This is a genomic window from Azospirillum sp., assembly GCF_050789165.1.
On sequence record NZ_JBOZRT010000048.1, the window covers coordinates 1 to 26,464 of the forward strand.

A 26,464-nucleotide genomic window follows, 5' to 3' on the forward strand; every position below is an offset into this window, starting at 1 on the left:
CCCCCTCCACCGCGCAGTGGGGGAGGGATGGGGAGGGGGCCTGAAAACTATTCCGCCGCCTCCGCCTTGCGGTCGCGGGCGATGTCGAGGAACACCTCCTCCAGGGACGCGCGGCCGTAGCGGGCGATCAGCGCGGCCGGCGCGCCGTGGTCGACGATGCGGCCCTGGCGCAGCATCAGCACGTCGTCGCACAGCCGCTCGACCTCCAGCATGTTGTGCGAGGCCAGCAGGATGGTGGCGCCGGACTCCGCCCGGTAGCGTTCCAGGTAGGTGCGGATCCAGTCCGCCGTGTCGGGGTCGAGCGACGCCGTCGGCTCGTCGAGCAGCAGCAGCTCCGGCCGGTTGAGCAGCGCCTTGGCCAGCGCCACGCGGGTCTTCTGCCCGGCCGACAGGCTGCCCGACGGGCGCTCCAGGAACTTCGTCAGGTCCAGCGCCTCGGCCAGTTCCTCCACCCGGGCGCGGACGCCGTGCAGGCCGTAGAGGTGGCCGTACACCGTCAGGTTCTCGCGCACGGTCAGGCGGTGCGGCAGCTCCACGTAGGGGGAGGAGAAGTTCATGCGCGGCAGCACCGCGTGGCGGTGCCGCGCCATGTCGGCGCCCAGCACCTCCACCGTGCCGGAGGTCGGCAGCAGCAGGCCCAGCAGCATGGAGATGGTGGTGGTCTTGCCGGCGCCGTTGCCGCCCAGCAGCCCGGTCACCGTGCCCGCCGCCACCGTGAACGAGACGGAATCCACCGCGGTGACGTCGCCGAAGCGCTTGGTGAGGCGATCTGTCCTAATCGCGGCCTTGATGGAGGGTTGGTTCATGGGCGAAGAATATGGCCGTTGATCCCGGAATCACAAACCTGCTGGCATTCCTCCCATGACCCTCGCCGCCACGTCCGCTTCGTCGGGCTCCTCGCCGGGCGCGTCGTCCGCGTTCGTCCTGCCGCCCGGCATCTGGTCGGCCCAGGATGGGCGGGTGACGCTGCGCACGCTCATCCTCATCCGCTGGATCGCCATCGCCGGGCAGCTCGCCACGGTGGCGATGGTGCACTGGGGGCTGGGTTTCCCGCTGCCGGTCGGACCGGTGCTGGCGGCGATCGGCGCCTCGGTGCTGCTCAACCTCGTGGCGATGGCGCAGCGCGGCGGGCGGCTGCGGCTGGCCGACCGCGACGCGGCGCTGTACCTCGCCTACGACATGCTGCAGCTGACCTTGCTGCTGTACCTGACCGGCGGCCTGTCGAACCCGTTCGCGGTGCTGCTGCTGGCGCCGATCACGGTGGGTGCCGCGATCCTGTCGCGCTACAGCGTGGTGCTGCTGAGCGGGCTGGACCTGTTCTGCCTGACCGTGCTGGCGCTGTGGCACTTCCCGCTGCCGTGGGCGGAGCCGACGCCGGTGGTGGCGCCGCTGCTGGCGTTCGGGCTGTGGATGTCGCTGTCGGTGTCGGCGGTGTTCATCGCGGCCTATGTCTTCCGGGTGGCCCACGAGGCCCGCCGCTTCGCCGACGCGCTGGCCGCCACCCAGGTGGCGCTGGCGCGCGAGCAGCGGCTGTCGTCGCTGGGCGCGCTGGCCGCGGCGGCGGCGCACGAACTGGGCACGCCGCTCGGCACCATCGCGGTGGTCGCCAAGGAGCTGTCGCGCGAGCTGCCGCCCGGCGGCGAAGCGGCGGAGGACGTGCAGCTCCTCATCAGCCAGGTGACGCGCTGCCGCGAGATCCTCGCCGACCTCGCCCGCAAGCCGGAGGCCGACGGCGGCGACCCATTCGAGCGGCTGCCGCTGACCGCGCTGATCGGGGCGGCCGGCGCCCCGCACCACCTGGGCACCATCGACTTCGTGGTCGAGGCGGTGCCGGCCCCGGACGTCGAGGAGCCGGTGATCCGCCGCAGCCCGGAGATCATCCACGGCCTCGGCAACTTCATCCAGAACGCGCACCAGTTCGCCCAGCGCCGGGTCACCGTGCAGGCGGCGTGGGACCAGGGCAGCGTGGTAGTGGCGATCAACGACGACGGTCCCGGCTTCCCGCAGCAGGTCCTAAGCCGTATTGGAGAGCCCTACATCTCCACCCGCGCCGAGCGCGGAGGGCACATGGGCCTGGGCATTTTCATTGCGCAAACGCTGCTTGAAAAGACCGGCGCGAGCGTATCGTTCACTAATAATCGTGGCGGTGGCGCGCGAGTTGTCGTACGCTGGGACCGTGCTATCCTAGAACCAAAGGACTAGTGGTGGATAACCCGATGGCATCGGACGAGGGTCCCGTCACGGATGTGACGAAGCTCACGTTCAACGGAGACGTCACCCGCAGCCTGCTGATCGTTGACGACGACGCGCCGTTCCGCATCCGCCTGGCACGGGCGATGGAAAAGCGCGGCTTCAACGTGGTTGCGGTGGATTCCGTGCAGGTCGGCATCGAGGTCGCGCAGGAGTCCGCCCCGGCGTTCGCCGTGGTCGACCTGCGGTTGGCCGACGGCAGCGGCCTGGACGTGGTGAAGAGCCTGCGCGACGCGCGCCCGGACGCGCGCATCGTCATGCTGACCGGCTACGGCAACATCGCCACCGCGGTGGCGGCGGTGAAGGCCGGGGCGGTGGACTACCTGCCCAAGCCGGCGGACGCCGACGCGGTGGAACAGGCGTTGCTGGCCGACGGCCGGCCGCTGCCGGCCCCGCCGGAGAACCCCATGTCGGCCGACCGCGTGCGCTGGGAGCATATCCAGCGCGTGTTCGAGCAGTGCGAGCGCAACGTGTCGGAAACGGCGCGCCGGCTGAAGATGCACCGCCGCACCCTGCAGCGCATCCTCAACAAGCACGCCCCGCGGGCCTGATTCTTACGGACACGCAAAAGCCCCCTTCCCGCCGGGAAGGGGGCTTTTTGCCATGCGCGTCAGCTCTTGGTGGCGCAGGTCCTGACGCCGATCAGCGTGTAGGCCGGGCAGAAGCCGAGCACCGCGGTGAGCAGCGGGATCAGGCCGATCCAGCCCCACGGGGTCTGCGGGCCGACGAACACCAGGGCGATCAGAACCAGGCCGACGACGGCCCGCAGCGCGCGATCGACGCCGCCGACATTGCTGCAGAACATGGACAGGGCACTCCGCGAAGGGATTGAACTCGTGTGAGTCCTGTGTACGCCCTGTGGAGGGGGGTGTCTGTGACGGAGTCACGTTTGCCCCCACCCCGACCCTCCCCCGCTGGGCGGGGGAGGGGGTATCCTTGCCCTCTTCCAAGAAGCGGCGGAGTTCTCTCCCCCGCCCAGCGGGGGAGGGATAGGGTGGGGGTAAAGCAGCCTACTGGAACGCCACCCGCGCGTTCTCTCCCGGGTTCGGCCGCTCGCCGGTCAGCTTCGCCTTGACGTAGCCGTAGGCCCAGACCATGGCGCCGGACGGGCTGTCCCAGTACTCGGCGGAATCCACGGTGACCTTGATCAGCGCGAGGTTCGGGTCGTCCGGTCCCTTCGGAAACCACGTGGTCATGATCTCGCGCCAGAGGTGGCGGATCTTGTCCTGGTCGCGCACGATCTCCGCCACGCCGGAGACCGAGACGTAGCTCTGCGCGTCCGGGTCGGCGTAGGCGAGGTTGACGCGCCAGTGCCGCTCGATCTCCGACGCCTTGTCGGAACCGGCGTCGGTGAAGAACCACAGCGTGGCGTTGTCGAAGCCGGCGTGCGGCAGCGTGCCCATGGGCCGCGAATGCAGGTGCCCGGCGTCGGTCAGCGTCGTCATCATGGCGATCCGCATGCCCTTGATCATCTGCCAGAGCGTGTCGGCCGCCTCGCGCTCGGTGGCCTCTCGGGTCATGAGTGCCTCTCCTTCGGTAGCCCCCTACGGACTCCGGAAAACCGCCGCCGCGCCGCGGAAGTTCCGCTACGTCCGGCGGCGGTGGGCACGCACGAACTCCACGAACGCGCGCAAGGGCGCCGGCACGTGGCGGCGGCTGGGGTAGTACAGCGACGGGCCGGGGAAGCGGTCGCTCCAGTCCTCCAGCACCTCGACCAGCCGGCCGGAGTCCAGCGACGGGCGCAGGAACCCCTCGAAGCTGTGGACGAAGCCGACGCCGTCCTCCGCCGCCCGCACCGCCATGTCGGCCGAGGTGACGATCAGCGGCCCCTCCGGCGACAGCTTGACCGTCTCGCCGTCGCGGGCGAACTCCCACGGCGGCAGGGCGCCGCTGAGGAAGCGGTGGCGGATGCAGGGGCGCTCCAGCAGATCGTGCGGCGTCCCCGGCACGCCGACGTGCGCCAGCAGCGCCGGCGACGCCGCCACTGCGAAGCGCTGTGGCGGCCCCAGCGGCACGGCGATCATGTCCTTGGCCAGAGCCTCGTCGTAGCGCACCCCGGCGTCGAAGCCGGCGGCGAACACGTCGACGAAGCTGTTGTCCTCGACGATCTCCAGCCGCAGTCCCGGATGCGTGGCGAGGAACGGCGCCACCAGTGGCGCCAGCACCAGATGCGCGGCGGCCGAGGGCACGTTGAGGCGCAACGTGCCGGTCGGCGTGTCGCGGAAGCCGTTCACCGCGTCCAGCGCCTCGCCCACCTCGTCCAGCGCCGGGCCGAGCCGGTCGAGCAGGCGCTGCCCGGCCTCGGTCGGCGTCACGCTGCGCGTCGTCCTGTTCAGCAGGCGGACCCCCAGCCGCTCTTCCAGGGCGCGCACCGCATCGCTGAGCGTGGAGGCGGAGACGCCGCGCTCCACCGCGGCGCGGCGGAAGTTGCGGTGGCGGGCGACGGCGGCGAAGGCGTCGAGGTCGGACAGGTCGGGGCGGCGCATTGTTCGGAATTCCGGACAGGTCGTTCGGCTCAATCCGGATTATCGCACGATCCGCGGTGCGCCATCATCCCTCTCACCACGAACACCCCATCCGGAGAACGACCATGATCCCGACGCGCACCCTCGGTTCCACCGGCCCCACGGTCTCCGCCCTCGGCCTCGGCTGCATGGGCATGTCCGACCTCTACGGCCCGTCCGACCGGGCGGAGAGCATCGCCACCATCCACGCGGCGCTGGACGCCGGGGTCACCCTGCTCGACACCGGCGACTTCTACGGCATGGGCCACAACGAGATGCTGATCGGCGAGGCGCTGAAGGGCCGCCGCCGCGAGGACGTCCAGATCAGCGTCAAGTTCGGCGCCCAGCGCGACCCGGCCGGCAACTGGATCGGCTACGACGCGCGGCCGTCGGCGGTGAAGACGGCGCTGGCGTACACGCTGCGCCGGCTCGGCACCGAGTACATCGACGTCTACCGTCCGGCCCGCCTCGACCCGGCGGTGCCGATCGAGGAGACGGTCGGCGCCATCGCCGACATGGTGAAGGCCGGCTACGTCCGCCACATCGGCCTGTCCGAGGTCGGCGCCGAGACGATCCGCCGCGCCGCCGCCGTGCACCCCATCGTGGACCTGCAGATCGAGTACTCGCTGATCTCCCGCGGCATCGAGGACGCGATCCTGCCGGCGTGCCGCGCGCTGGGCATCGGCGTCACCGCCTACGGGGTGCTGTCGCGCGGCCTGATCAGCGGCCACTGGTCGAAGGGCAAGGCGGCGGAGAAGGACTTCCGCGCCGTCAGCCCGCGCTTCCAGGGCGAGAACCTGGAGCGCAACTTGGCGCTGGTGGACGCGCTGCGCGGCGTGGCGGAGCGGCTGTCGGCCAGCGTGGCGCAGGTCGCCATCGCCTGGGTGCTGGCGCGCGGGACGGACATCGTGCCGCTGGTCGGCGCGCGCCGCCGCGACCGGCTGGCGGAATCGCTGGGCGCGCTGGACCTGACGCTGTCGGTGGAGGATCTGGCGGCCATCGAGGCGGCGGTACCGAAGGGGGCCGCGGCAGGCGACCGCTACGCCCCGTCGCAGATGGCGCACCTGGACAGCGAGCGCGGCCACGGGTGATTCACCCCCGCCACGCGCCACGCCGGCGGGTGCCCCGGCGTCGCGATGTGGTCGAGGCGGGTCAGCGACAGCGTGTCCACCTGGAGGCGCAGCGCCGCCTCCGGCTCCAGGCCGAGGGCGAGGGCCAGCGCGGCGCGGACGGTGCCGGCGTGCACCACGGCCACCACGTCGCGGCCGGCGTGCGCGGCGGTCAGCCGCTCCAGCGCGGCGGACACCCGGACCACCACGTCGGCGAAGCTCTCGCCGCCGGGCGGGCGCTCGCTGGCGGGGGCGCTCCAGAAGCGGCGCGAGGCGTCGGCGTCCACCGCGTCGTAGGTCAGGCCCTGCCAGTCGCCGAAGCTCTGCTCGGCGAGGTCGGGTTCGATGCGCGGGGTGGGGGCGCCGAGCGCGGCGGCGGTCTGCCGCGTGCGGCGCAGGTGCGTCGCCAGCCAGACCGCGCCCGGCGGCAGCCCGCCCGCGGCGCCCACGCCAGCCACATCGGCGTCCAGGTCCAGCTGTCCGGTGATGAGGCCCGGCGGCGCGGTGATCGGCGCGTGGCGGACCAGCCACCAGCGGGTGACCACCGTGCTCGTGGCGGGGCTCACCGCAGCGCCACCAGGGTGAGCAGCACGGCGATCTCCACCGCCTGCTGCGCCGCGCCCAGCACGTCGCCGGTGTAGCCGCGCAGGTGCCGGAGCGCCAGCAGACCGACCGCCGCCGCCGCCGCCAGCGAGGCCAGCGCCACGCCGAGCACCGCCGGCCCAACCGCCGCCAGCGTCACCACCGCGGCCAGCGCCAGCGCCAGCACCACCCGGCGCGACGGCGGGCAGCCGTGGCTGGCGGCGAGGCCGTCCTTGCGGGCCGGCTCCAGCGTCCAGGCCAGCGCCGGCAACACCGCGCGCGAGCAGGCGGACGCGGCCACCAGCGCCGCCGCGACCGCCAACGGCGCGCCCAGCTCGGCCACCGCCGAGACCCGCAGCGCCACGGACAGCACCACCGCCAGCACGCCGTAGCTGCCGACCCGGCTGTCGCGCATGATCTCCAGCTTGCGCTCGCGCGTGCGGCCGCCGCCGAAGCCGTCGGCGACGTCGGCCAGCCCGTCCTCGTGCAGGCCGCCGGTGGCCCAGGCCAGCGCCGCCACCGTCAGCACCGCGGCCACCGTGGCCGGCAGGTGAGCCAAGCTCGCCAGCGCGAACACCCCGCCGCCGAACAGCCCCAGCCCGGCCCCGACCAGCGGGTACCAGCCCATGGAGCGCGGGTACACGTCCGGCTCCGGCGCGTGGCTGAGGCGCAGCGGCAGCCGCGTCAGGAACACGGCGGCGAGCATCAGCTCGTCGAGCCAGGTGGCGCGGTGGCGCGGGCGGTGGGGCGTGGAGTCGGGCATCGGCCCTTCCTAACCCAAAGCGCCGCCGTGCGCGAGCGGGTCCTGTGCATCCGCTTTGACGCCCGCGCCGATTCCTGCCAATGTCCCGGCCGCTTTTTCCCCCTCAGTTCCGGTTATCCCCATGAGCAATCCGCAGCCCGCCCTGACGTTCGAGGAAATCCGCGCGCTCGTGCGCAACCTGCCCGGTCCCGACCTGGGCGCCGGCACCGCCGCCGTGCAGCGCGAACGCGAACTGACCAAGCCGCCGGGGGCGCTCGGCCGGCTGGAGGAGATCGCGGAATGGCTCGCCACCTGGCAGGGCCAGCACCCGCCGGAGGTGCGCCGGCCGCGCGTCGCGGTGTTCGCCGGCAACCACGGCGTGGCGGCGCGCGGCGTCTCGGCGTTTCCGGCCTCGGTCACCGCGCAGATGGTCGCCAACTTCCAGAACGGCGGCGCCGCGGTGAACCAGCTGTGCGACAGCGTGGACGCCGACCTGCGCGTCTACGAACTGGACCTCGACAACCCCACCCGCGACTTCACCACCGGCCCCGCCATGGACGAGGAGGAGTGCTGCCGCGCCATGGCCTACGGCATGATGGCCGTGGAGATGGGCGTGCAGCTGCTGGCGCTGGGCGAGATGGGCATCGCCAACTCGACCTCCGCCGCCGCCATGGCCTGCGCGCTGTTCGGCGGCGAGCCGGAGCAGTGGGTCGGCCGCGGCACCGGCGTGGACGACGAGGGCTTCCGCCGCAAGGTCGCCGCCGTGCAGGCCGGCCTGGAGGCCAACCCGCAGGCCAAGGACGACCCGTTCGAGGCGTTGCGCTGCCTGGGCGGCTTCGAGCTGGCGGCGATCACCGGCGCGGTGCTGGCGGCGCGCATGGGCCGGGTGCCGGTGATGCTCGACGGCTACGCCTGCACGGTGGCCGCCGCGGTGCTGTTCAAGGCCGACCGCCGCGCGCTCGACCACTGCATGGTCGCCCACCGCTCGGTCGAGCCGGGGCACGCCCGCCTGCTGGACGCCATCGGCAAGAAGCCGCTGCTCGACCTCGGCATGCGGCTGGGCGAGGGCTCGGGCGCGGCGGTCGCCATCGCGCTGTGTAAGGCCGCGGCCGCCTGCCACGGCGGCATGGCGACCTTTGCCGAGGCCGGTGTCAGCGGAAAGCCCAGCTGAACGTCATAGGCGGGTCGCCCGATCCTTTGCGCCGGGCGACCCTCCCCTGGCCAATAATTTCATGGTTTTCATAATGGCTTGGTAGTGTTTTTCAATTGTAGCCGGAGAAATCGTTTCCGCATCTCCGGCGTTTGCTTGCTAAGCACGCAATGATTTTTTTACTAAGAATCTGCGGCAATTTGTTCCGTCAAGGTGCGGTGGCATAATATGGTATTCTGGCCTTCGATCAGGAGGCCTTCCATGCGGAACATTGGTATTCGAACAAAGTTTCTACTTCTCTCGCTGGTGACGGTGCTTGCCCTGGTTGTGGTGAGCGTGATCCTGCTGGCGGCCCTGCGCGACGCCCAGGTGCAGGACAGCCGCGACAAGGTGCGCGCGGTGTCCGAGGTGGCGCTGGGCGTGGTGAAGGATTTCGAGGCGCGCGCCGCCCGCGGCGAGATGCCGGCGGACCGCGCCAAGGACGCGGCGCGCAACGCGCTGCGCGCCATGCGCTACGCCGGCACGGAGTACATCTTCGCCAACGAGCTGGACGGCAACACCGTGGTGAACGGCGGCCGACCCGACCTGGAAGGCAAGAACATGCTCGGGCTCAAGGACCCGAAGGGCGTGTTCGTGATCCGCGAGCTGATCGCCGTGGCGCAGGGCGGCGGCGGCTTCGTCTCCTATCAGTGGCCGAAGCCGGGGGCCAGCGAACCCAGCCCCAAGCTGAGCTACGGCGTGCTGTCGCCGGACTGGAAGTGGATGGTCGGCACCGGCATCTACGTGGATCACATCGACGCCGACTTCCGCGAGCACGCGGTGGAAGCCGGGCTGGTCGGCGGCGCCGTCGCGGCGGTGGCGCTGGTGCTGGCCTGGCTCATCGCCCGCTCGGTCAGCACGCCGCTGCTGCGCCTGACCGGGGTGATGCACCGGCTGTCCGAGGACGACCTGGACGTCGCCGTGTCGGACGCCGACCGCGGCGACGAGATCGGCACCATGGCCAAGGCCGTGAGCGTCTTCAAGGACCGCGGCCTGGAGAACCGCCGCCTGCGCCGGGAACAGGAGGAGACCGAGGCCCGCAACGCGGCCGAGCGCCGCGCCATGCTGATCCGCCTCGCCGACGAGTTCGAACGGTCGGTGCGCGGCGTGGTCGAGACGGTCGCCGCCTCGGCGCAGAGCATGCACGGCTCGGCCACCGCGCTGTCCTCCACCACGCAGGAGGCGAACCGCCAAGCCGCCGCCGCCGCCATGGCCGCCGACGAGGCGTCGAGCAGCGTCAACACCGTGGCCGGCGCCACCGAGGAGCTGACCGCCTCGATCCAGGAGATCGGCCGGCAGGTGTCCGCCTCCGGCAGCGTCGCCACCCAGGCGGTGGAGGAGGCGGGGAAGACCAACGAACTGATGGCCGGCCTCGCCGCCGCCGCCGACGAGGTGGGCGACGTGGTCAACCTGATCAACACCATCGCCGGGCAGACCAACCTGCTGGCGCTGAACGCCACCATCGAGGCGGCGCGCGCCGGCGAGCACGGCAAGGGCTTCGCCGTGGTCGCCAGCGAGGTGAAGGGCCTCGCCACCCAGACCGCGCGGGCGACCGAGGAGATCCAGGCGAAGATCGGCGAGATCCAGCAGGCGACCGGCGCCGCCGTGGCGGCGATCCGCGACATCACCGGGGTGATCGGCCGGATGAACGCCATCTCCAGCGCCATCGCGGCGGCGATCGACCAGCAGGGGGCGGCGACCCGCGACATCGCCGCCAACATCCAGCAGGCGGCCATGGGGGCGCGCGCCGTGTCCACCAACATCGGCGGCGTGAACCGCGCCTCGGCGGAGGCCGGCGCGGCGGCGGACGCGGTGCTCGGCGGTTCGAGCGAGCTGGCCGACGCGGCGGAGCAGCTGCGGGGCGAGGTCGGGCGCTTCCTGTCGGGCATCCGGGCGGCGTAGGCACTCGTGCCTTGTCAAGCCACTATACCAGTGGAAACCGGTCGGATTGCCTTGTTATGCTGACCCCACGAAATATAGGGGCATGAGCCGTGAAGAGCATGAGCATCCGGATCAAGTTTCTGCTGCTGTCGCTGGTGACGGTGCTGTCGGTGGCGGTGATGGGCGCGGTTCTGCTGCGGGGGCTGTGGGACGCCCAGGTGCAGGACAGCCGGGTGCGGGTGCAGTCGATCGTCGAGACGGCGGTCGGCATCGTGAAGGATCTGGAGGCGCGCGCCGCCAAGGGCGAGATGCCCGCCGATGCCGCCAAGGAGGCGGCCCGCCGCTCGCTGCGCGCCATGCGCTTCGCCGGCGGCGAGTACATGTTCGCGCAGGACGTGGACGGCCGCATGGAGGTGAACGGCGGCCGGCAGGACCTGGAGGGCAAGAACGTTCTCGATCTCAAGGACCCGACCGGCTTCCCGTTCGTGCGCGCGATGATCGATCAGGGGCGCCGGGGCGGCGGCTTCGTCGAGTATGTCTGGCCGAAGTCCGGCGGCAGCCAGCCCTTCCCGAAGCTCGCCTACACCATGATCTCGAACGACTGGAAGTGGGTGGTCGGCACCGGCGTCTACGTCGACGACGTCGCGGCCGACTTTCGCACGCACGCGTGGCAGGCCGGCCTGATCGGCGCCCTGGTGGCGGTGGCGGGTCTGGCGCTGGCCTACGCCATCGCCCACTCGGTCAACGCGCCGCTGATCCGCCTGTCCGGAGTGATGCGCCGGCTGGCCGAGGACGACCTGGGCGTCGCGGTGCCCGACACCGAGCGCGGCGATGAGATCGGCACCATGGCCAAAGCGCTCGCCGTCTTCAAGGAGCGCGGCGCCGAGAACCGCCGCCTGCGCCAGGAGCAGGAGGAGACCGGGGCCCGCAACGCCGCGGAGCGCCGCGACATGCTGATCCGCCTCGCCGACGAGTTCGAAAGCTCCGTGCGCGGAGTCGTCGAGGCGGTCGCCGCCTCGGCGCAGAGCATGCGGTCGTCGGCGACGGCGCTGTCCTCCACCGCGCAGGAAGCCAACCGTCAGGCCGCCGCCGCGACGACCGCGGCGGACGTGGCGTCGAACAGCGTCAACACCGTGGCCGGCGCCACCGAGGAACTGTCCGCCTCGATCCAGGAGATCGGCCGTCAGGTGTCCGCCTCCAGCGGCGTCGCCACCCAGGCGGTGCAAGAGGCGGAGAAGACCAACGCCCTGATGGCCGGGCTGGCGGCGGCGGCCAACGAGGTGGGCGACGTGGTCAACCTGATCAATTCCATCGCCGGGCAGACCAACCTGCTGGCCTTGAACGCCACCATCGAGGCGGCGCGCGCCGGCGAGCACGGCAAGGGCTTCGCCGTGGTCGCCAGCGAGGTCAAGGGGCTGGCCAACCAGACCGCCAAGGCGACCGAGGAGATCCAGGCGAAGATCGCCGAGATCCAGCAGGCGACCGGCGCCGCCGTGGCGGCGATCCGCGACATCACCGAGGTGATCGGCCGGATGAACGCCATCTCCGGCACCATCGCCACCGCCGTCGACCAGCAGGGCGCCGCGACCCGCGACATCGCCGCCAACATCCAGCAGGCGGCGACCGGCGCACGCGCCGTGTCCGGCAACATCACGGGGGTGAACCGCGCCTCGGCGGAGGCCGGCGCGGCGGCGGACGCGGTGCTCGGCGGCTCGGGCGAGCTGGCGACCGCGGCCGAGCGGCTGCGCACCGAGGTGGCGCGCTTCCTGTCGGGCATCCGGGCGGCGTAGGCGCCCGGTCGCCGTTACTTCGCCGCCACCTGCCCGGCGCCGCCGCGGGCGTTGACGGTGCAGGTGTACTCGTAGCGGAAGGCGCGGCCGGGGTGGTACTGGCCGCGCACGATGCCGGCGAGGAGTGCGGCCTGCCCGGCGCAGCGCGCCTCGGACGGATAGGGGACCGGGGCGTGGAGCGTCTCGCACGCGCTCCCCGCCATGCAGACGACCACGACCAGATGGAACATGGACCCTCCCCGCGGCCTCGTCGGCGTGCCGGATGGTACGCGTGACGGATGGAACGCGCGGACGGGCGGGCGGGTTCAGCGACCCCGACGGGCTACAGAAGATTATCCGCGAAATCGCCGATCAGGGCCGACAGGAAGAGGTCCAGCATCACCAACGCGGCGGCGGTCGGGCCGTTCACCTCCAGCGCGGTGCGCAGCACGAACCACTGGTAGGTCATCATCGCCAGCATGACGCCGAACACCAGGGCGCTGCCCACCCCGTCCGGCAGCAGGCCGATCTTGCTGAGCACGACGGCCGGCAGGTAGGCGCCCATCTGCACCACCGCCGCCCAGTTGTTGGCCGCGACCGCCCCGGAATAGCGCCCCGACCTGTCGAGCAGCGCCGCCACGCGGTGCAGCGCCAGCGGGAAGGCGGTCCAGTTGACGACGTAGGCGATGCCCTCGACCAGCACCACCTGCATCAGCGGCGCCTCGATCCCCTGGTCGATCAGCCGGATCGCCAGCAGCAGCGCGTAGGCCGGCAGCACCAGAACCGCGGCGTAGAAGGACTTGAGCGCTCCCTCCGGCGTGCGGTCGATGAACTGGAGGCCGGCGGGGTCGAAGCGGGCGAGGCGGTAGGCGCCGAACACCGAGGTGGCTACGTCGCGAGCGGTCAGCGTCATGCACGCCCTACTGGATCAGGAAAGCCGGGCGAAGACGTCCCGGAGGATCGCCCCATAGATGTCGGTGAGCCCGGCAAGGTCGTCGAGGGCGACATGCTCGTCCACCTTGTGCATGGTCTGCCCGACCAGCCCGAATTCGACAACGGGGCAATGGTCCTTGATGAAGCGCGCGTCGGAGGTGCCGCCGGTGGTCGAATACTCCGGCCGGCGGCCGGTGACCGTCTCCGCGGCGTCGGCGACCAGCTCGGTCAGGGGACCCGGCGGCGTCAGGAAGGATTCGCCGCTGGTGCTCATCACCAGATCGTAGGCGCCGCCCACCGCATCGAACTTGCCGCGCAGCCACGCCTCGATGGAGGCGGGGGTGTGCGCGTCGTTGAAGCGGATGTTGAAGACGGCGGTGCCCTGCGCCGGGATCACGTTGGTCGCCGGGTTGCCGACGTCCACCGTGGTCAGCGCCAGGGTCGAGGCCTGGAAGTGCTCGGTGCCCCCGTCCAGCGGTTCCTCGGTGATCGCCACCAGCATGCGGGCCAGCCGCGGCAGCGGGTTGTCGGCGAGGTGCGGGTAGGCGGTGTGGCCCTGCGCGCCGTAGACGGTCAGCCGGCCGGTGGTGCTGCCGCGCCGGCCGATCTTGATCATGTCGCCGAGCCTGACCGGGTTGGTGGGCTCGCCGACCACGCAGGCGTCCAGGCGCTCGCCGCGGGCCTTCAGCCAGTCCAGCACCTTCTTCGTGCCGTTGACCGCCACGCCCTCCTCGTCGCCGGTGATCAGCAGGCTGACCGAGCCCTGGGGCGGGCGGCCGGCCTCCAGCTCGCGCGCCACCGCGGCGACGAAGGCGGCGACGGCGCCCTTCATGTCCGCCGCCCCGCGGCCGTACAGCTTGCCGTTCAGCACGGCGCCGCCGAACGGGTCCACCGACCACGCCTTCAGGTCGCCGGGCGGCACCACGTCGGTGTGCCCGGCGAAGCAGACGTTCTTCCCCGTGCTGCCGAGCCGTGCGTAGAGGTTCTCCACCGGCGCGGTGCCCGGCTCCTCGAAGCGCAGGCGGTGGCAGGTGAAGCCGAGCGGCGTCAGCGCCGCCTCCAGCACGCCGAGCGCGCCCGCGTCCTCCGGGGTCACGCTGGGGCAGCGGATCAGGGCCTGGGCGAGGGCGACGGGGTCGGTGGGGGTCATGGGGCTCTCCTGAAGCCCCTCCCCCCTCGCGGGGGAGGGGTTCGGGGAGAGGGGGATGGCGCGGGAGCGCGCAGAAAGTAACGCTTGCCACCCTCTCCCCAACCCCTCTCCCGTCGAGGGAGAGGGGCTACGACGCGCTCTCAGTCGCGCAGCAGGTCGTTGATGGACGTCTTCGAGCGGGTCTTCTCGTCCACGCGCTTGACGATCACGCAGCAGTACAGGCCCGGGCCCGGCGTGCCGTCGGGCAGCGGCTTGCCCGGAATGGTGCCGGGCACCACCACCGAATAGGCCGGCACGCGGCCGACGAACGACTCGCCGGTGGCGCGGTCGATGATCTTGGTGGAGGCGCCGATGTAGCAGCCCATGGAGACCACGGCGCCGCGCTCGACCACCACGCCCTCGGCGATCTCCGAGCGGGCGCCGATGAAGCAGTCGTCCTCGATGATGACCGGGCCGGCCTGCAGCGGCTCCAGCACGCCGCCGATGCCGACGCCGCCGGAGAGGTGCACGTTCTTGCCGATCTGCGCGCAGGAGCCGACGGTGGTCCAGGTGTCCACCATGGTGCCCGAATCGACGTAGGCGCCGACGTTGACGAAGCTCGGCATCAGGATGACGCCCGGCGCGATGTAGGCCGAGCGGCGCACGATGGAGCCCGGCACGGTGCGGAAGCCGGCGGCCTGGAACTGGCCCTCGTGCCAGCCCTCGAACTTCGGCATCACCTTGTCGTACCAGGACGAGCTGCCGGGGCCGCCGGAGATCGCCTCGTTGCCGTTCAGGCGGAACGACAGCAGCACCGCCTTCTTCAGCCACTGGTTCACCTGCCAGGCATCGCCGACCTTCTGGGCGACGCGCAGGTCGCCGGAATCGAGGCCGGACAGCGCCTCCTCCACCGTGCTGCGCACGTCGCCGGTGGTGGCGGTGGACAGCGTGTCGCGGGCATCCCAGGCGGCGTTGATGGCGGATTCGAGGCGGGCGTTCGGCATGTCGGTTTCCGGTCGGGTGGACGGTGAAGCGGCCATTCATGGGCCGGGCGCCGCGGCCTTGTCAACAACACCCCGGCCATGGGCTTTCCGCAGGACCCGGCGCGCGATTTCACGGTGTGACCGGTTTGTATTTTTAGCGAAGGAATATGAACATTCCTGCATGGTCGTTGCGCGGGGCTGCGGATTCCGCTTGCAGTTTTTTTTCGCCAACGAAATAGTACGCCGGCCGCACAGTGCGGCAGGCCCGAGTCGGGGGAGGAACCAAAAGCGACGGGCGAAAACGCCGGCAGCCACGCGGAACGCAGGCGCCAGGCGGCCCGAATAAAAGCCCCGGCACACCGGAGGCACACCGAAAACCGAATTTTCGGGGGGAAACGCGGGGGCGGGAAGCGATGGCTTCCCGCCCCTCGGCGTTTGCGGCCGCCTTCATGGCCGGCGTGGCCTTGACGGTGCCGTGCCGCCGTGCCACCTCTGGCGCATGGACGACGAGACCCCCTGCATCGGCATCTGCATCATCGGCGAGGACGGGCGCTGCGAAGGCTGCGGCCGCACCGAGGACGAGATCTACGGCACCCCGGACGCCGCCGAGGCGGAGTCGCCGCTCATCGGCTGAGATCCGGGCTGACCGGCGCGGCATCGCTGCGCAGCGGCTGCCAGACCTGCGCCTGGCGCGGCTCGCGCAGCAGGTCCGGCAGCCGGGCCTCGTAGGCGCGGCGGTAGTCGCGTTTCATCTGCACGGTCACGACGTCGTCCACATCCGTCCACGTCTCGTAGAGCATGAACCGCGCCGGGTCGGCCGGGTCGCGGTGCAGCACGGCGTTGACGAAGGTCGCCTCGTGCCGCATGGCGTCGAGCACCGGGGTCAGCAGCGCGAGGAACTCCTCCTCGCGGCCGGGCTTGACGTGCAGCGATACGATGAAGGCGGTGTGAGCCGGTGCGGTCATGGCGGTCCTCCCTGGCTTTGCATGGCGCGGTGCCATGAAAGCAGGGGCGGGGACCGCGGTCGATTACCTGGCGGGTAATGACCCCGCTCAGACCGGCACCGCCTCCAGCCAGTCGATCAGGTCGTCGGCGACGTGGTCGATGTGGGTGCCGGCGCCCACCCCGCCCATGTCCGGCCGCGCCCAGTCCGCCTCGCTGCGCACCCACACCGTGGTCATGCCCATGGCGTGCGCCGGGGCGAGGTTGCGGGCGATGTCCTCCACCATGCAGGCGCGTTTCGGGTCGATGCCGTGGCGCTCCACAAGCGTGGCGTAGGGGCGCGGGTCGGGCTTGGGGATGTAGCCGGCCTCGGTGATGCCGAACACCGTGTCGAAATGCCGCGCTATGCCCAGCCGCGCCGTGATGTTGTCGGCGTGCGTCACCGAGCCGTTGGTGTAGATCACCTTGCGCCCCGGCAGCCGCTCCAGCGCCTTGTCCAGCCGCGGCGACGGCTCCACCGGCGTCACGTCGATGGCGTGGACATAGTCGAGGAACGGCTCGGGCTCCACGTCGTGCTCGACCATCAGGCCGCGCAGCGTGGTGCCGTGCTCGCGGAAGAAGCGCTTCTGCATCGCCCGCGCCTCGTCGTAGGGGATGCCGAAATGCCGGGCGATGAACTCGCCGATGCGGCGGTCGACCTGGGCGAACAGGTTGCAGGACGCCGGGTACAGCGTGTTGTCGAGGTCGAAGATCCACGCTTGGACCTGGGACAGGGGGATCCGGGGGAGGGGCAGGGTCATGCGCTGAACAATGGGCGGACGCGCCCGGTTGGGCAAGGCCGATGCGCGCGCCGCGGGCCGATCCGGCGTCGATTGCGCCCGCGCTCAATTGTCGTTAGCATTTGCCCTATATCCTTCCGGTTCATGCACGCCCCGCCCCCCGTGGTCCAGACCCCGCCCCCGACCGCCCTGCCGGCCGCCGACACGGCGACGACTCCCGTCGTCGCCGGCTATCCCGGCCCGGCCTTCCGCCTGACCGCCGACCTGCGGGTGGCGGAAGCCAACGCCGCCGCGCAGGAACTGCTGGACGGCGATCCGCGCTGGCTGCCCGACGTGCTGGGCTGGCTCACCACCTCCAGCGTTGCACCGGGGTTGCGCTCGGTGCCGGTGCAGGTGCCGCGCGGCGGCATGGTGATCGAGTGGGCGGCGGTGCCGCTGGGCGGCGCCGGCACGCTGCTGCTCGGCCGCGACGCCACGCTGGAACGCCAGCTGCGCCACACCCTCACCGAGTCGCGGCGGCGCTACAAGGACCTCGTCGAGGTTTCCAGCGACTTCGCCTGGGAAACCGGGCCGGACGGCCGCTTCGTCTTCGTCACCACCCGGGGCGCGCTCGGCTACGGGCCGGAGGCGCTGATCGGCCGCGACCCGCACGAGCTGGCGGTGGAGGAGTGGGAGGACATGCCGCTCCCCTTCGACGCCCGCCGCCCGGCCGATCAGGCCGAGCTGTGGCTGAAGCGCGCCGACGGCACGCCGGCCTGCGTCGTCGCCTCGGCGCTGCCGCTGTACGACGCGCAGGGGCAGTGGGCCGGCGCCCGCGGCGTCTGCCGCGACGTCACCGAGACGGTGACCCGCTCCGCCGAGCTGGCCCGCGTGCGAAACCGCGAGAAGCTGCTGGCGCACATCGTCCACACCCTGCGCAACCGGCTGGACGCCACCGAGGCGCTGGCGGTGGCCGCCGCCGAGACGGCGCGGGCGCTGGGCGCCGAGGGCTGCCGGATCTACCGCGCCGGCGAGGACGGCCCGATGACGCTGGCCATCGACGTCGGCGGCGACGCCGCGCCCGACGAGATCGCGCCCGAGGCGCTGGCGCCGCTGCTGAGCCAGGCGGCGGCCACTGACGACCCGGTGCTCGGCATCCTCGGCAGCACGCGGGTGCTGGCGGCGCGCACCGAGTACCAGCAGGCGGTCAACGGCGCGGTGCTGGTCTGGCGCGGCGACTACGCCGACCCCTGGGACGACGAGGATCGCCAGCTGATCGGCGGCGTCGCCGACCAGCTGGGCATCGCGCACGCCCACTGGGCCTACCAGGAGCGGCTGCGCCGCCTGTCGGAGCGCGACGGCCTGACCGGCCTGTTCAACCGCCGCACCTTCTTCGAGCGGATGGAGGAGCAGTTGGCGACGCGCGAGACCGGGCCGTCGGCGCTGCTCTACGTCGACCTCGACAACTTCAAGGCGGTCAACGACCTGCACGGCCACCAGCAGGGCGATCTGGTGCTGAAGTCGATCGGCAACCTGCTGACCAGGGGCGTGCGGCCGGGCGATCTGCCGGGCCGGCTGGGCGGCGACGAGTTCGTGCTGTGGCTGGGCCGCACCGACGAGGACCGCGCCCGCACCGTGGCCGAGCGCCTGCTGGCCGGGATCAAGACCCTGAGCCACCTGTCGGCCAGCCCGGAGAAGCCGTTGGGCCTATCCATCGGCATCGCCGTGCACCGCCCCGGCACCGGCGAGTCGGTGCAGGAGTTGACGGACCGCGCCGATTCGGCGATGTACGCCGCCAAGGGCCGCGGCAAGGGCAACTTCGCCTTCGCGCCCCCGCACATCGCCGTTCCGACCGCCGCTGCTTCCGCGGAGACCATGCCGTGAGCCGAGCCCCGACGACCCTCGACCCCAGCGACTTCAACGCCGCCAAGACGATGGTCCAGAGCCCGGACCCGGCGGTGCGCCGCCGCGTCGCCGAGCACCCGCAGGCGCGGGCGGAGCTGCTGTACTACCTCGCCGCCGACGCGGCGCCCGAGGTGCGGCAGGCCATCGCCACCAACGCCGGCACGCCGCGGCAGGCAGACCTGCTGCTGGCCGCCGACGCCGACCAGCACGTGCGCGGCTCGCTGGCTCGCAAGGTGGCCGGGCTGGTCCCCGACCTGCCGGAAGGCCAGTTCTCGCAGATCGAGAAGATGACGATCGAATGCCTGGAGACGCTGGCCCGCGATCAGGCGACCGAGGTGCGCGCCATCCTGGCCGACGCGCTGAAGGATCTGCCGAACGCGCCGCACGCCCTCATCAACGCGCTGGCCCGCGACGTCGAGCTGTCGGTCTGCGGTCCGGTGCTGCAGCACTCGCCGATCCTCACCGAGGAGGACCTGCTCGACATCATCATGATGGGGCCGGTGGCGGGGGCGCTGTCGGCCATCGCGTGGCGGCGCGACGTCTCCCCCTCGGTGGCGGACGCCATCGCGCGCTCCGACGACGAGGCGGCGGTGACCGCGCTGCTGGCCAACCCCTCGGCGCAGATCCGCGAGGAGACGCTGGACCGCATCATCGACGACGCGCCGCGGCACGAGCCCTGGCACGGCCCCCTGGTGCGCCGGCCGAAGCTGCCGGCGCGCGCGGTGGCGCGGCTGGCCAGCTTCGTCGCCGACAACCTGCTGAAGGTCCTGCAGCAGCGCGACGACCTCGATCCCGAGGCGGCGCGCCGTCTGGCCGACGCGGTGCGCGAGCGCGTCGCGTCGGGCGAGGTGAAGCCGCGCGGCGGCCCGGTCGACCTGTGGGCCGACGAGGTGGTGGAGGAGAAGCCGGCCGAGCGTCCGACCGACCGCGCCGCCCGCCTGAACAAGGAAGGCAAGCTGACCGAGAAGCTGCTCGACGGCTCGCTGTCCGAGGGCGACCGCGCCTTCGTCATGGCCGGGCTGGGCGAACTCGCGAGCGTGCCGCTGGGCACGGTGGACCGCATCATCACCACCCACAGCCCGCGCGCGGTGACCGCGCTGGTCTGGCGGGCCGGCCTGTCGATGCGCTTCGCCAAGCAGGCGCAGCTGCGCCTTGCCCAGATTCCGCCAAAGTCGGCGCTTAATGCTCGGGACGGCGTCCACTTCCCGATGAGCGAGGACGAGATGCGCTGGCAGCTCGAATTCTTCGGCGTCGAGGACAAGAAGTAGGCGTTCGTCGCAACCTCGGGCTTGACCATGCGCAGAGTTCTGTTCGCCGTCTTCCTGTTGTCCGCCGCGCCGGCCTTCGCAGCACCCCCGACACAAACGCCCCAGCCGCAGGCTCCGCAGCCGAGCGAGGAGGAGCGGCAGGTCGCGGCCGTGTTCGAGAAGGCGCGCGGCGCGCTCCGCCAGGGCAAGGGCTCGGCGGTGGTGCCGCTGCTCTCGCAGGCCACCGTGCAGAAGCTGGAGACGGTGCGCGTCGCTGCGCGCAACGGCGACCAGGTGGCGATCGGCCGGCTGGAGCCCGGCGAGAAGTTTGCCGCCATGGGCCTGCGCCGCCACCTGCCGCCGGCCGATCTGCGCCGCATGAGCCTGGGCGACGTCGCCGACCACGCGATGCAGCAGGGCTGGCTCGGCCCGAACGTGATCGCGCGGAGTTCGCTGGGGCCGGTGCGGGTGAGGGGCGACCGCGCCTCGGCCCTGCTGCTGGTGGACAACCGGCCGGCGCTGGTGCCCGCCGACTTCGTGCGCGAGGCCGGCGGCTGGCGCATCGACCTGACCAACGTGTTCAGCTACGGCGGCCAGATGCTGCGCGGCTTCGCCGCGATGTCCGGCAAGACCGAGGACGCCTACATCGTCGACATCCTCGACCGCCTGCCGGCGGGCGGCAAGCCGTCGGGGAAGCTGCCGCTCGCCCAGCCCTCGGGCGTGGAGGAGGCCCCACGCGCCGCGCGCAGCGGTGCCGTCACCCGGGAGCCGCTGCCGGCGCCGGGAACGCTGCCTCGATAAGGTCCGAAGCCCCTCCCCCCTCGCGGGGGAGGGGTTGGGGAGAGGGGGAGCGGGCGAAGCCCGCAAGAGCCTCCTGCCACCCTCTCCCCAACCCCTCTCCCGTCGAGGGAGAGGGACTTATCGTGTCCTCTGCCCAGGCCCTCGCCGCCCGCAGGTTGGCCCACGACCAGGTCAGCCCCGCCCGTTCCGCGCAGGCGTAGTGCCAGGGTCGTCCGTCGCGGTCGCCGGCCCAGTGCGGCTCGCCGCGGCGCACCGGCTGGCCGCAGGCGAAGCAGTGCGGGCGTCCGCCTCGTGGTGGGAGTGTTTCGTCCATCGCGCCGTCCCCCCTCTCTCAAGTCCGCCGTGTGTTGCTTTTGTCGGGGGAGCATGAGCGCGGGCCCGGCGCCGGCCAACGGCGTGGGAGGGGAAGGGGACGGGCGGACCTCCCCCGTGGGAGTATACCATCCCGCCGAGCCGGCCGGCGTCGGTACCCTGCACGCGCGCTTTCCCGGCCCGAATCAACGGCTTACCATCAACGCTCGCAAGACCTGTGGCGACCGGCGGCGGTTCTGCTTTCAGGCGGATGTGGCGGCGGCGCCACGGTGCGCGTTGCCATTATGTCGCGGCTTCGGCCGTTGGCACGACTCGGACGGCCGTTGCGCGGAATCCAGGTCTTGCGTTAGACTCGCCCCGCACGCACTACGCCTTGGTGCCGCTGATGACCGCTCCCGATGGATTCCCGATGGACGCGCTGGACCGCCGGTCCGACGTGCACGGGGCTTCCGTTGTCGACGCGTTCGCCGCCGCGGGCGTTTCGCTGCCGGTGCGCGGCGTGCCGCACGGCATCTCCTGTTCCTCGGAGTTCCGCACGGCCGTGCTCGATCTTGCGGCGCGGCGTGGCTGCGACGCCGCCGCGCTGGCCGGCGCGGCGCTGCTGCTCGGCGCCGGGACCGGGCCCGACCCGGGCGCCGGGGATGCGGTGCTCGACGTGCGCCTGGACACGGTCCATGACCACGGCGCGGTCCGCCGGGCGCTCGCCACCGCGCTGGCCGCGGCGGACGGCTGGGCCTTGGTGCCGGCGGCCGAGGCGTCGCGCCTGGAAGGCCGGCTGGAGACGCTGGAGTACCGCAACAAGGCGCTGGCCACCGCACTGGAGCGCGTGTCGTTCCAGCCGCTGGAGGGCGGGCTGACGCAGGTGCGCGACGCCGCCTCGCTGTTCGGCTTCATCAACGAGTGGTGCTTCGACGAGGACCGCGTGGTGCGCCGCTTCCGCGAGCTGGCCCCGGTCTACCACCCGGACACCGGGGTGGTCGGCTGCCGTCAGCGGATGGCGCAGCTGATCGAGGCGCGCAACCTGCTGATCAAGCACGTGCGCACCGCCTACCGCTCCGGGGAGTGGGCGAAGCGCCGGTGACCGGCGGCGCTCAAGGAAGCTCGATCCGGCCGTCGGCCGCGAGCGGGAAGAACGGGTTCCAGGCGACCTCCCAGGGATGCCCGTCGGGGTCGGCGAAATAGCCGGAATGCCCGCCCCAGAACACGTCCTGCGCCGGCTTCAGGATGCGGCCTCCGGCCGCCTCGGCCTCGGCCAGCACGGCGGCCACGTCCTCGCGCCGGCGCACGTTGTGGGCCAGCGTGATGCCGCCGAAGCCGCTGCCCGTCGGCGGCAGATGGGCGTCCTCCGCCAGCGCGTCGCGGCCGTACAAGGCCAGCACGACTCCGCCCGCCGGGAAGAAGGCCACGCTCTCCTGGCTCGCCGGCGAGGCGACGAAGCCCAGACGCTCGTAGAAGGCGCGGCTGCGCGCCACGTCGGCGACGCCCAGGGTGATCAGGGACAGCCGCGGTTCCATGGCCGGCTCAGCGGTTCAGGCCGATGACCTCGGCCAGAATGGCGTCGGTGAAGTTGGCGCCCTCGATGTCGGCGCCGGTCAAGTCGGCGCCGGTCAGGTCGGCCTCGGCCAGGTTGGCGCCGCGCAGGTCGGCGCCCACCAGATTGGCGCCGCTCAGGTTCACCTTGTGCAGGTCGGCGCCGGTCAGCGTCGCCATCCCTAAGCGGGCGCGCTGCAGGTTGGCGCGCCAGACGTGGCCGCTCATGGTCTGGATATGGACGGGGCCGAGCTTGGCGTTGGTCAGGTTGGCGTTGGACAGCGTGGCGCGTTCGAAGTTGATGCCGCGCAGGTCGGCGCCGGTGAAGTTCGCCTTGCGCAGGTCGGCCAGCGACATGTCGGCGATGGCCAGCGACGCCCCGGCCAGCGAGGCGCCGCGCAGCGTGATGCACTGCAGGATGCCGGCCGACAGGTTGATGCCGTCCAGCGCCTTGCCCGAGAGGTCGAGCGCGGAGAGGTCGGCGCGCTTGCCCTCCTTGCCGCCGCTGTCGATCCAGGCGAGGTGGGCGGCGATGATCGCCTTCAGCTCCTGGTCGGCGTTCTCCAGCACCTTGGCGGTCACCGCCCCGGCGAGGTTGGGCGAGCGCAGCTGCCCGGAATCGAGGATGGCGCCGATCAGGTTGGTGTTGGTGAAGTTGGCCCGCCCGATCGCCGCCCCGGTCAGCACCGCGCCGGATAGCCGGGCGCCGGACAGGTTGGCCTCCGACAGGTCGGCGTCGGTCAGGTCGCAGCCCGTCAGGTTGGCGTTGGTCAGGTTGGCGCGCTGGAACTTGGTGCCGCGCAGGATGGAGTCGGTGAGGTCCGTCTGCATGACGAAGGAGTTCGCCAGCTTCGCCCGCGACAGGTCGGCCTGACGCATGGTGGCGGCGGTCAGCTCGGCGTTCAGCACGTTGTCGAAGGCGTGCTCGCGCACGTCGCCGCTCTCCGTGTAGTGCAGCAGCGTGCCGTCGCGCAGGTCCACCTCGACCAGGATCGCCTCGCTCAGCACGGCGCCGCGCAGGCAGGCGCCGCGCAGGTCGGCGCGGCGCAGGTCGGCCTTCTCCAGGTTGGCCAGCCGCATGTCGGCGGCGTACAGGTTGCAGTTCTGCAGGTTGGCGCCGGTCAGGCGCGCGCTGAACAGCTTGGCGCCGGATAGGTCGGCGTCCGAGAGGTCGATGCCGGAGAGGTCGAGGTGCGACAGGTCGCGCATCTTCAGGTTGGCGCGCACGCCGCCGGGCTGGCTTTTCCGGAAGGCCTGGTGGCGCATCAGGATGGCGTTCAGCTGGCTCTGCGTGAGCTTGGTGCGCGGCGAGTTCGAACCAAAACCTTGCGATGTCGACATCGCGACGAGCCTTTGCATGGTGAGGCGGGAAGCTTGCCCACAAGCCGCAAACAAAGCGTTAACCTGTGCTGAGAATTTATTCAAATCAACGTGGTAAGACCATACTCACAATGGGTCTATGCGACGCTCGGCCGAATCGGCGGGGCGGCGCGCGGCCGGATTGGCAGCGGATTTGTTGACTCCTCACGCGCGCATCCGTATTGTCCCGCCTCCAGCCACCGTCGATGTCTCGACGCCGTGCCCACGGGCACCCGCCAGTCCGCGAGTTTCGCGCACTGGCTCGAAAGCGTTTGGGGCCATGTGTGTTCGAGATCGCGGCGTGGGCGCTTTGGAGCTTTGAGGACCCGATGTTCGAAGGCCTGACCGGACGACTGGGCGACATCTTCGACAAGCTGCGCCGCCGCGGCGCGCTGACCGAGGAGGACGTCTCCGCCGCGCTGCGCGAGGTGCGCGTCGCGCTGCTGGAGGCCGACGTCGCCCTGCCGGTGGTCAAGCAGTTCGTCACCCAGGTCAAGGAGCGCGCCGTCGGCCAGGAGGTGCTGCGCTCCGTCACGCCGGGCCAGCAGGTCATCAAGATCGTCCACGACAACCTCGTGGAGATGCTGGGCGCCGGCGAGGAGATCAACCTCAACGCCGCCGCCCCGGTGCCGGTCCTGATGGTCGGCCTGCAGGGCTCGGGCAAGACCACCTCGACGGCCAAGATCGCGCTGCGCCTCAAGACCAAGGAGCGCAAGAAGGTCCTGATGGCGTCGCTGGACGTGCGCCGTCCGGCCGCGCAGGAGCAGCTGAAGGTCCTGGGCGAGCAGATCGGCGTCGCCACGCTGCCCATCCTGATGGGCCAGGGCCCGGTGGACATCGCCAAGCGGGCGCTGGAGACCGGCCGCCTCGAAGGCTACGACGTGGTGATGCTCGACACCGCCGGCCGCCTCGCCATCGACGAGGAGCTGATGGCCGAGGTGGTCGCCGTGCGCGACGCCACCAAGCCGGTCGAGACGCTGCTGGTCGCCGACGCGATGACCGGCCAGGACGCGGTGACGGTCGCCACCAACTTCAACGACAAGGTGGGCATCACCGGCATCGTGCTGACCCGCGTGGACGGCGACGCCCGCGGCGGCGCGGCGCTCTCCATGCGCCAGATCACCGGCCGGCCGATCAAGCTGCTGGGCGTGGGCGAGAAGATCGACGCGCTGGAGCCCTTCCACCCCGACCGCATCGCCGGCCGCATCCTCGGCATGGGCGACGTGGTGTCGCTGGTCGAGAAGGCGGTCGAGACCATCGACCAGGAAGAGGCCGAGAAGCTCGCCCGCAAGTTCGAGAAGGGGCAGGGCTTCGACCTCGACGACATGGCCAGCCAGCTCAAGCAGCTGCGCAAGATGGGCGGCATGTCGGGGCTGATGGGCATGCTGCCGGGCATCGGCAAGATCAAGAACCAGCTGAAGGACGCCAACATCGACGACAAGATGATCAAGCGCCAGGAGGCGATCATCTCGTCGATGACCAAGAAGGAGCGCAAGAACCCCGAGGTGATCAAGGCGTCGCGCCGCAAGCGCATCGCCGCCGGCTCGGGCACGTCGGTGCAGGAGGTCAACAAGCTCCTCAAGCAGTTCGACGACATGCGCACCATGATGAAGCAGGTCCAGAAGCTGGGTAAGAAGGGCATGCTGCGCGGCGGCCTCGGCAACCTGCTGCCCAAGGGGCTGGGCGGGTTCGGCGGCGGCAACCCGTTCGGCGGCGGTGGCGGGAAGGGGCCGTTCGGATGATCGACCACATCTCGCTGCCCGTGGCCGACATCGGACGCGCCAAGGCGTTCTACGACGCCGTACTCGGCACCGTCGGCTACCGCCGCATGATGGATTACGGGCAGGCCGCCGGTTACGGTGACGAGCACCCGCATTTCTGGATCGGCGTGCCGGCCGAGGGCGAGGCCCAGGGCGGTGCCGCCGGCGTGCACATCGCCTTCCGCGCCCGGGACCGCGAGTCGGTCGACGCCTTTCACGCCGCGGCGCTGGCGCACGGCGGGCGCGACAACGGCGCGCCGGGTCTGCGGCCGCGCTATCACCCCGACTACTACGCTGGATTCGCCATCGACCCGGACGGAAACCGGATCGAGGCGGTCTGCCATCTCCCCGCCTGACCGGCGGATTTCGTTAACCACCTGAGAAGAAGAGAGTTTCCGACTATGGCTCTGAAGATCCGTCTGGCCCGCGGTGGCGCCAAGAAGCGCCCGTTCTACTCGATCGTCGTCGCCGACGCCCGCAGCCCGCGTGACGGCCGCTTCATCGAGAAGATCGGCACCTACAACCCGATGCTGCCGCGCGAGGACGAGAAGCGCATCCAGTTCGACGCCGAGCGCGCCAAGCACTGGCTGTCGGTCGGCGCCCAGCCGACGGACCGCGTCGTGCTGTTCTTCGCCAACGCCGGCCTGGTCGAGAAGCCGGCCATCCGCGAGACCCCGAAGAAGTCCGCCCCGAAGGCCAAGGCCCAGGAGCGCGCCAAGGCCGCCGCCGCCGCGGCTGCCGCCGGCGAGTAAGGGATGATCCCTCTCCCCTCCGGGGAG

At 71.5% G+C, this 26,464-nt stretch carries 28 protein-coding genes; 14 read left to right on the forward strand and 14 right to left on the reverse strand.

The window, feature by feature from the left end; all coding sequences use genetic code 11:
- Nucleotides 1-47 precede the first annotated feature (47 nt).
- Nucleotides 48-806 (reverse strand): ABC transporter ATP-binding protein, encoded by a 759-nt coding sequence (locus tag ACRWK7_RS11100; protein WP_431856275.1) that lies wholly within the window; start codon nucleotides 804-806, stop codon nucleotides 48-50.
- A gap of 55 nt (nucleotides 807-861) precedes the next feature.
- On the opposite strand from ACRWK7_RS11100, the gene ACRWK7_RS11105 reads away from it, so the two are divergent.
- Together ACRWK7_RS11105 and ACRWK7_RS11110 are read left to right on the forward strand one after the other, a co-directional pair.
- Nucleotides 862-2,202 carry an ActS/PrrB/RegB family redox-sensitive histidine kinase gene (locus ACRWK7_RS11105; protein WP_431856276.1) on the forward strand — a complete coding sequence of 447 codons (1,341 nt, stop codon included), beginning with the start codon at nucleotides 862-864 and terminating at the stop codon, nucleotides 2,200-2,202.
- Nucleotides 2,203-2,216: 14 nt separating this feature from the next.
- Nucleotides 2,217-2,801 (forward strand): ActR/PrrA/RegA family redox response regulator transcription factor, encoded by a 585-nt coding sequence (locus tag ACRWK7_RS11110; protein ID WP_431856277.1) that lies wholly within the window; start codon nucleotides 2,217-2,219, stop codon nucleotides 2,799-2,801.
- Between the two features lie 59 nt (nucleotides 2,802-2,860).
- Here ACRWK7_RS11110 and ACRWK7_RS11115 read toward each other — a convergent pair whose 3' ends face one another.
- From ACRWK7_RS11115 to ACRWK7_RS11125, 3 genes are all read right to left on the reverse strand, one after another.
- Nucleotides 2,861-3,055, reverse strand: a complete 195-nt coding sequence (locus ACRWK7_RS11115; protein ID WP_431856278.1) for a YgaP family membrane protein — start codon at nucleotides 3,053-3,055, stop codon at nucleotides 2,861-2,863.
- Between the two features lie 205 nt (nucleotides 3,056-3,260).
- Complete coding sequence (locus ACRWK7_RS11120; RefSeq protein ID WP_431856279.1) at nucleotides 3,261-3,770, reverse strand: pyridoxamine 5'-phosphate oxidase family protein; 510 nt, start codon at nucleotides 3,768-3,770, stop codon at nucleotides 3,261-3,263.
- 66 nt (nucleotides 3,771-3,836) lie between these two features.
- Nucleotides 3,837-4,736 carry a LysR family transcriptional regulator gene (locus ACRWK7_RS11125; protein WP_431856280.1) on the reverse strand — a complete coding sequence of 300 codons (900 nt, stop codon included), beginning with the start codon at nucleotides 4,734-4,736 and terminating at the stop codon, nucleotides 3,837-3,839.
- 104 nt (nucleotides 4,737-4,840) lie between these two features.
- Between ACRWK7_RS11125 and ACRWK7_RS11130 the strand changes: the two genes are divergently transcribed.
- Nucleotides 4,841-5,845 carry an aldo/keto reductase gene (locus tag ACRWK7_RS11130; RefSeq protein ID WP_431856281.1) on the forward strand — a complete coding sequence of 335 codons (1,005 nt, stop codon included), beginning with the start codon at nucleotides 4,841-4,843 and terminating at the stop codon, nucleotides 5,843-5,845.
- On the opposite strand, the gene ACRWK7_RS11135 is transcribed toward ACRWK7_RS11130, so the two are convergent.
- A complete protein-coding gene (locus tag ACRWK7_RS11135) occupies nucleotides 5,794-6,429 on the reverse strand; it encodes a histidine phosphatase family protein (protein ID WP_431856282.1) in 636 nt (211 codons plus the stop codon). The genes ACRWK7_RS11130 and ACRWK7_RS11135 overlap by 52 nt on opposite strands.
- A complete protein-coding gene (gene cobS / locus ACRWK7_RS11140; RefSeq protein ID WP_431856283.1) occupies nucleotides 6,426-7,208 on the reverse strand; it encodes an adenosylcobinamide-GDP ribazoletransferase in 783 nt (260 codons plus the stop codon). Before cobS ends, ACRWK7_RS11135 begins: the two co-directional genes overlap by 4 nt.
- Before the next feature lie 121 nt (nucleotides 7,209-7,329).
- Between cobS and cobT the strand changes: the two genes are divergently transcribed.
- From cobT to ACRWK7_RS11155, 3 genes are all read left to right on the forward strand, one after another.
- Entirely contained in the window at nucleotides 7,330-8,358 is a 1,029-nt protein-coding gene (cobT, locus tag ACRWK7_RS11145; RefSeq protein ID WP_431856284.1) for a nicotinate-nucleotide--dimethylbenzimidazole phosphoribosyltransferase, read from the forward strand.
- Nucleotides 8,359-8,598: 240 nt separating this feature from the next.
- Nucleotides 8,599-10,278 carry a methyl-accepting chemotaxis protein gene (locus tag ACRWK7_RS11150; protein ID WP_431856285.1) on the forward strand — a complete coding sequence of 560 codons (1,680 nt, stop codon included), beginning with the start codon at nucleotides 8,599-8,601 and terminating at the stop codon, nucleotides 10,276-10,278.
- Nucleotides 10,279-10,376: 98 nt separating this feature from the next.
- Nucleotides 10,377-12,047, forward strand: coding sequence for a methyl-accepting chemotaxis protein (locus ACRWK7_RS11155; protein ID WP_431856286.1), 1,671 nt, complete (start codon nucleotides 10,377-10,379; stop codon nucleotides 12,045-12,047).
- A 14-nt stretch (nucleotides 12,048-12,061) separates the two neighbouring features.
- On the opposite strand, the gene ACRWK7_RS11160 is transcribed toward ACRWK7_RS11155, so the two are convergent.
- The 4 genes from ACRWK7_RS11160 to dapD form a co-directional block, all read right to left on the reverse strand.
- Nucleotides 12,062-12,277, reverse strand: a complete 216-nt coding sequence (locus ACRWK7_RS11160; protein ID WP_431856287.1) for a hypothetical protein — start codon at nucleotides 12,275-12,277, stop codon at nucleotides 12,062-12,064.
- Nucleotides 12,278-12,369: 92 nt separating this feature from the next.
- Nucleotides 12,370-12,939, reverse strand: a complete 570-nt coding sequence (locus tag ACRWK7_RS11165) for a hypothetical protein (protein WP_431856288.1) — start codon at nucleotides 12,937-12,939, stop codon at nucleotides 12,370-12,372.
- 15 nt (nucleotides 12,940-12,954) lie between these two features.
- The gene (gene dapE, locus ACRWK7_RS11170) at nucleotides 12,955-14,109 is read right to left on the reverse strand and encodes a succinyl-diaminopimelate desuccinylase (RefSeq protein WP_431856289.1); all 1,155 of its coding nucleotides are present in this window, start codon (nucleotides 14,107-14,109) and stop codon (nucleotides 12,955-12,957) included.
- 140 nt (nucleotides 14,110-14,249) lie between these two features.
- The gene (gene dapD, locus ACRWK7_RS11175) at nucleotides 14,250-15,092 is read right to left on the reverse strand and encodes a 2,3,4,5-tetrahydropyridine-2,6-dicarboxylate N-succinyltransferase (RefSeq protein WP_431856290.1); all 843 of its coding nucleotides are present in this window, start codon (nucleotides 15,090-15,092) and stop codon (nucleotides 14,250-14,252) included.
- Between the two features lie 478 nt (nucleotides 15,093-15,570).
- Between dapD and ACRWK7_RS11180 the strand changes: the two genes are divergently transcribed.
- On the forward strand, nucleotides 15,571-15,705 hold the full coding sequence (locus ACRWK7_RS11180; protein ID WP_431856292.1) for a DUF1289 domain-containing protein: 135 nt from the start codon (nucleotides 15,571-15,573) through the stop codon (nucleotides 15,703-15,705).
- Here ACRWK7_RS11180 and ACRWK7_RS11185 read toward each other — a convergent pair.
- The gene (locus ACRWK7_RS11185) at nucleotides 15,695-16,036 is read right to left on the reverse strand and encodes a putative quinol monooxygenase (protein WP_431856294.1); all 342 of its coding nucleotides are present in this window, start codon (nucleotides 16,034-16,036) and stop codon (nucleotides 15,695-15,697) included. The two genes, ACRWK7_RS11180 and ACRWK7_RS11185, sit on opposite strands and share 11 nt — an antisense overlap.
- An 87-nt stretch (nucleotides 16,037-16,123) precedes the next feature.
- The gene (locus ACRWK7_RS11190; RefSeq protein WP_431856295.1) at nucleotides 16,124-16,813 is read right to left on the reverse strand and encodes a pyrimidine 5'-nucleotidase; all 690 of its coding nucleotides are present in this window, start codon (nucleotides 16,811-16,813) and stop codon (nucleotides 16,124-16,126) included.
- A 141-nt stretch (nucleotides 16,814-16,954) separates the two neighbouring features.
- Between ACRWK7_RS11190 and ACRWK7_RS11195 the strand changes: the two genes are divergently transcribed.
- From ACRWK7_RS11195 to ACRWK7_RS11210, 4 genes are all read left to right on the forward strand, one after another.
- On the forward strand, nucleotides 16,955-18,655 hold the full coding sequence (locus tag ACRWK7_RS11195; RefSeq protein WP_431856296.1) for a sensor domain-containing diguanylate cyclase: 1,701 nt from the start codon (nucleotides 16,955-16,957) through the stop codon (nucleotides 18,653-18,655).
- Entirely contained in the window at nucleotides 18,652-19,944 is a 1,293-nt protein-coding gene (locus ACRWK7_RS11200; RefSeq protein ID WP_431856297.1) for a DUF2336 domain-containing protein, read from the forward strand. Before ACRWK7_RS11195 ends, ACRWK7_RS11200 begins: the two co-directional genes overlap by 4 nt.
- Before the next feature lie 27 nt (nucleotides 19,945-19,971).
- Nucleotides 19,972-20,724, forward strand: a complete 753-nt coding sequence (locus tag ACRWK7_RS11205) for a hypothetical protein (protein WP_431856298.1) — start codon at nucleotides 19,972-19,974, stop codon at nucleotides 20,722-20,724.
- A 697-nt stretch (nucleotides 20,725-21,421) separates the two neighbouring features.
- On the forward strand, nucleotides 21,422-22,117 hold the full coding sequence (locus tag ACRWK7_RS11210) for a hypothetical protein (RefSeq protein ID WP_431856299.1): 696 nt from the start codon (nucleotides 21,422-21,424) through the stop codon (nucleotides 22,115-22,117).
- Nucleotides 22,118-22,127: 10 nt separating this feature from the next.
- Here ACRWK7_RS11210 and ACRWK7_RS11215 read toward each other — a convergent pair whose 3' ends face one another.
- Complete coding sequence (locus tag ACRWK7_RS11215; protein WP_431856300.1) at nucleotides 22,128-22,550, reverse strand: VOC family protein; 423 nt, start codon at nucleotides 22,548-22,550, stop codon at nucleotides 22,128-22,130.
- 7 nt (nucleotides 22,551-22,557) lie between these two features.
- Nucleotides 22,558-23,907 carry a pentapeptide repeat-containing protein gene (locus ACRWK7_RS11220; RefSeq protein WP_431856301.1) on the reverse strand — a complete coding sequence of 450 codons (1,350 nt, stop codon included), beginning with the start codon at nucleotides 23,905-23,907 and terminating at the stop codon, nucleotides 22,558-22,560.
- Between the two features lie 347 nt (nucleotides 23,908-24,254).
- Here ACRWK7_RS11220 and ffh point away from each other — a divergent pair, with 347 nt between their 5' ends.
- Genes ffh through rpsP form a run of 3 tightly spaced genes read left to right on the forward strand, consistent with a single transcriptional unit; the run spans nucleotide 24,255 to nucleotide 26,437 of the window.
- A complete protein-coding gene (gene ffh / locus ACRWK7_RS11225; protein ID WP_431856302.1) occupies nucleotides 24,255-25,667 on the forward strand; it encodes a signal recognition particle protein in 1,413 nt (470 codons plus the stop codon).
- On the forward strand, nucleotides 25,664-26,041 hold the full coding sequence (locus ACRWK7_RS11230; protein WP_431856303.1) for a VOC family protein: 378 nt from the start codon (nucleotides 25,664-25,666) through the stop codon (nucleotides 26,039-26,041). Before ffh ends, ACRWK7_RS11230 begins: the two co-directional genes overlap by 4 nt.
- A gap of 45 nt (nucleotides 26,042-26,086) precedes the next feature.
- Nucleotides 26,087-26,437 (forward strand): 30S ribosomal protein S16, encoded by a 351-nt coding sequence (rpsP, locus tag ACRWK7_RS11235; protein ID WP_431856304.1) that lies wholly within the window; start codon nucleotides 26,087-26,089, stop codon nucleotides 26,435-26,437.
- The last annotated feature ends 27 nt before the right edge of the window (nucleotides 26,438-26,464 follow it).

Excerpts from the sequence above, each read along its gene's own strand:
- ACRWK7_RS11150 (WP_431856285.1), top strand. The coding sequence starts at position 8,599 with ATGCGGAACATTGGTATTCGAACAAAGTTTCTACTTCTCTCGCTGGTG.
- dapE (WP_431856289.1), bottom strand. The coding sequence starts at position 14,109 with ATGACCCCCACCGACCCCGTCGCCCTCGCCCAGGCCCTGATCCGCTGC.
- ACRWK7_RS11110 (WP_431856277.1), top strand. The coding sequence starts at position 2,217 with ATGGCATCGGACGAGGGTCCCGTCACGGATGTGACGAAGCTCACGTTC.
- ACRWK7_RS11125 (WP_431856280.1), bottom strand. The coding sequence starts at position 4,736 with ATGCGCCGCCCCGACCTGTCCGACCTCGACGCCTTCGCCGCCGTCGCC.
- ACRWK7_RS11105 (WP_431856276.1), top strand. The coding sequence starts at position 862 with ATGACCCTCGCCGCCACGTCCGCTTCGTCGGGCTCCTCGCCGGGCGCG.
- dapD (WP_431856290.1), bottom strand. The coding sequence starts at position 15,092 with ATGCCGAACGCCCGCCTCGAATCCGCCATCAACGCCGCCTGGGATGCC.
- ACRWK7_RS11180 (WP_431856292.1), top strand. The coding sequence starts at position 15,571 with ATGGACGACGAGACCCCCTGCATCGGCATCTGCATCATCGGCGAGGAC.
- cobT (WP_431856284.1), top strand. The coding sequence starts at position 7,330 with ATGAGCAATCCGCAGCCCGCCCTGACGTTCGAGGAAATCCGCGCGCTC.
- ACRWK7_RS11230 (WP_431856303.1), top strand. The coding sequence starts at position 25,664 with ATGATCGACCACATCTCGCTGCCCGTGGCCGACATCGGACGCGCCAAG.
- ACRWK7_RS11155 (WP_431856286.1), top strand. The coding sequence starts at position 10,377 with ATGAGCATCCGGATCAAGTTTCTGCTGCTGTCGCTGGTGACGGTGCTG.
- ACRWK7_RS11160 (WP_431856287.1), bottom strand. The coding sequence starts at position 12,277 with ATGTTCCATCTGGTCGTGGTCGTCTGCATGGCGGGGAGCGCGTGCGAG.
- ACRWK7_RS11185 (WP_431856294.1), bottom strand. The coding sequence starts at position 16,036 with ATGACCGCACCGGCTCACACCGCCTTCATCGTATCGCTGCACGTCAAG.
- ACRWK7_RS11210 (WP_431856299.1), top strand. The coding sequence starts at position 21,422 with ATGACCGCTCCCGATGGATTCCCGATGGACGCGCTGGACCGCCGGTCC.
- ACRWK7_RS11165 (WP_431856288.1), bottom strand. The coding sequence starts at position 12,939 with ATGACGCTGACCGCTCGCGACGTAGCCACCTCGGTGTTCGGCGCCTAC.
- ACRWK7_RS11115 (WP_431856278.1), bottom strand. The coding sequence starts at position 3,055 with ATGTTCTGCAGCAATGTCGGCGGCGTCGATCGCGCGCTGCGGGCCGTC.
- ACRWK7_RS11130 (WP_431856281.1), top strand. The coding sequence starts at position 4,841 with ATGATCCCGACGCGCACCCTCGGTTCCACCGGCCCCACGGTCTCCGCC.
- ACRWK7_RS11120 (WP_431856279.1), bottom strand. The coding sequence starts at position 3,770 with ATGACCCGAGAGGCCACCGAGCGCGAGGCGGCCGACACGCTCTGGCAG.
- rpsP (WP_431856304.1), top strand. The coding sequence starts at position 26,087 with ATGGCTCTGAAGATCCGTCTGGCCCGCGGTGGCGCCAAGAAGCGCCCG.
- ffh (WP_431856302.1), top strand. The coding sequence starts at position 24,255 with ATGTTCGAAGGCCTGACCGGACGACTGGGCGACATCTTCGACAAGCTG.
- ACRWK7_RS11220 (WP_431856301.1), bottom strand. The coding sequence starts at position 23,907 with ATGTCGACATCGCAAGGTTTTGGTTCGAACTCGCCGCGCACCAAGCTC.
- ACRWK7_RS11215 (WP_431856300.1), bottom strand. The coding sequence starts at position 22,550 with ATGGAACCGCGGCTGTCCCTGATCACCCTGGGCGTCGCCGACGTGGCG.
- ACRWK7_RS11190 (WP_431856295.1), bottom strand. The coding sequence starts at position 16,813 with ATGACCCTGCCCCTCCCCCGGATCCCCCTGTCCCAGGTCCAAGCGTGG.
- ACRWK7_RS11205 (WP_431856298.1), top strand. The coding sequence starts at position 19,972 with ATGCGCAGAGTTCTGTTCGCCGTCTTCCTGTTGTCCGCCGCGCCGGCC.
- ACRWK7_RS11100 (WP_431856275.1), bottom strand. The coding sequence starts at position 806 with ATGAACCAACCCTCCATCAAGGCCGCGATTAGGACAGATCGCCTCACC.
- cobS (WP_431856283.1), bottom strand. The coding sequence starts at position 7,208 with ATGCCCGACTCCACGCCCCACCGCCCGCGCCACCGCGCCACCTGGCTC.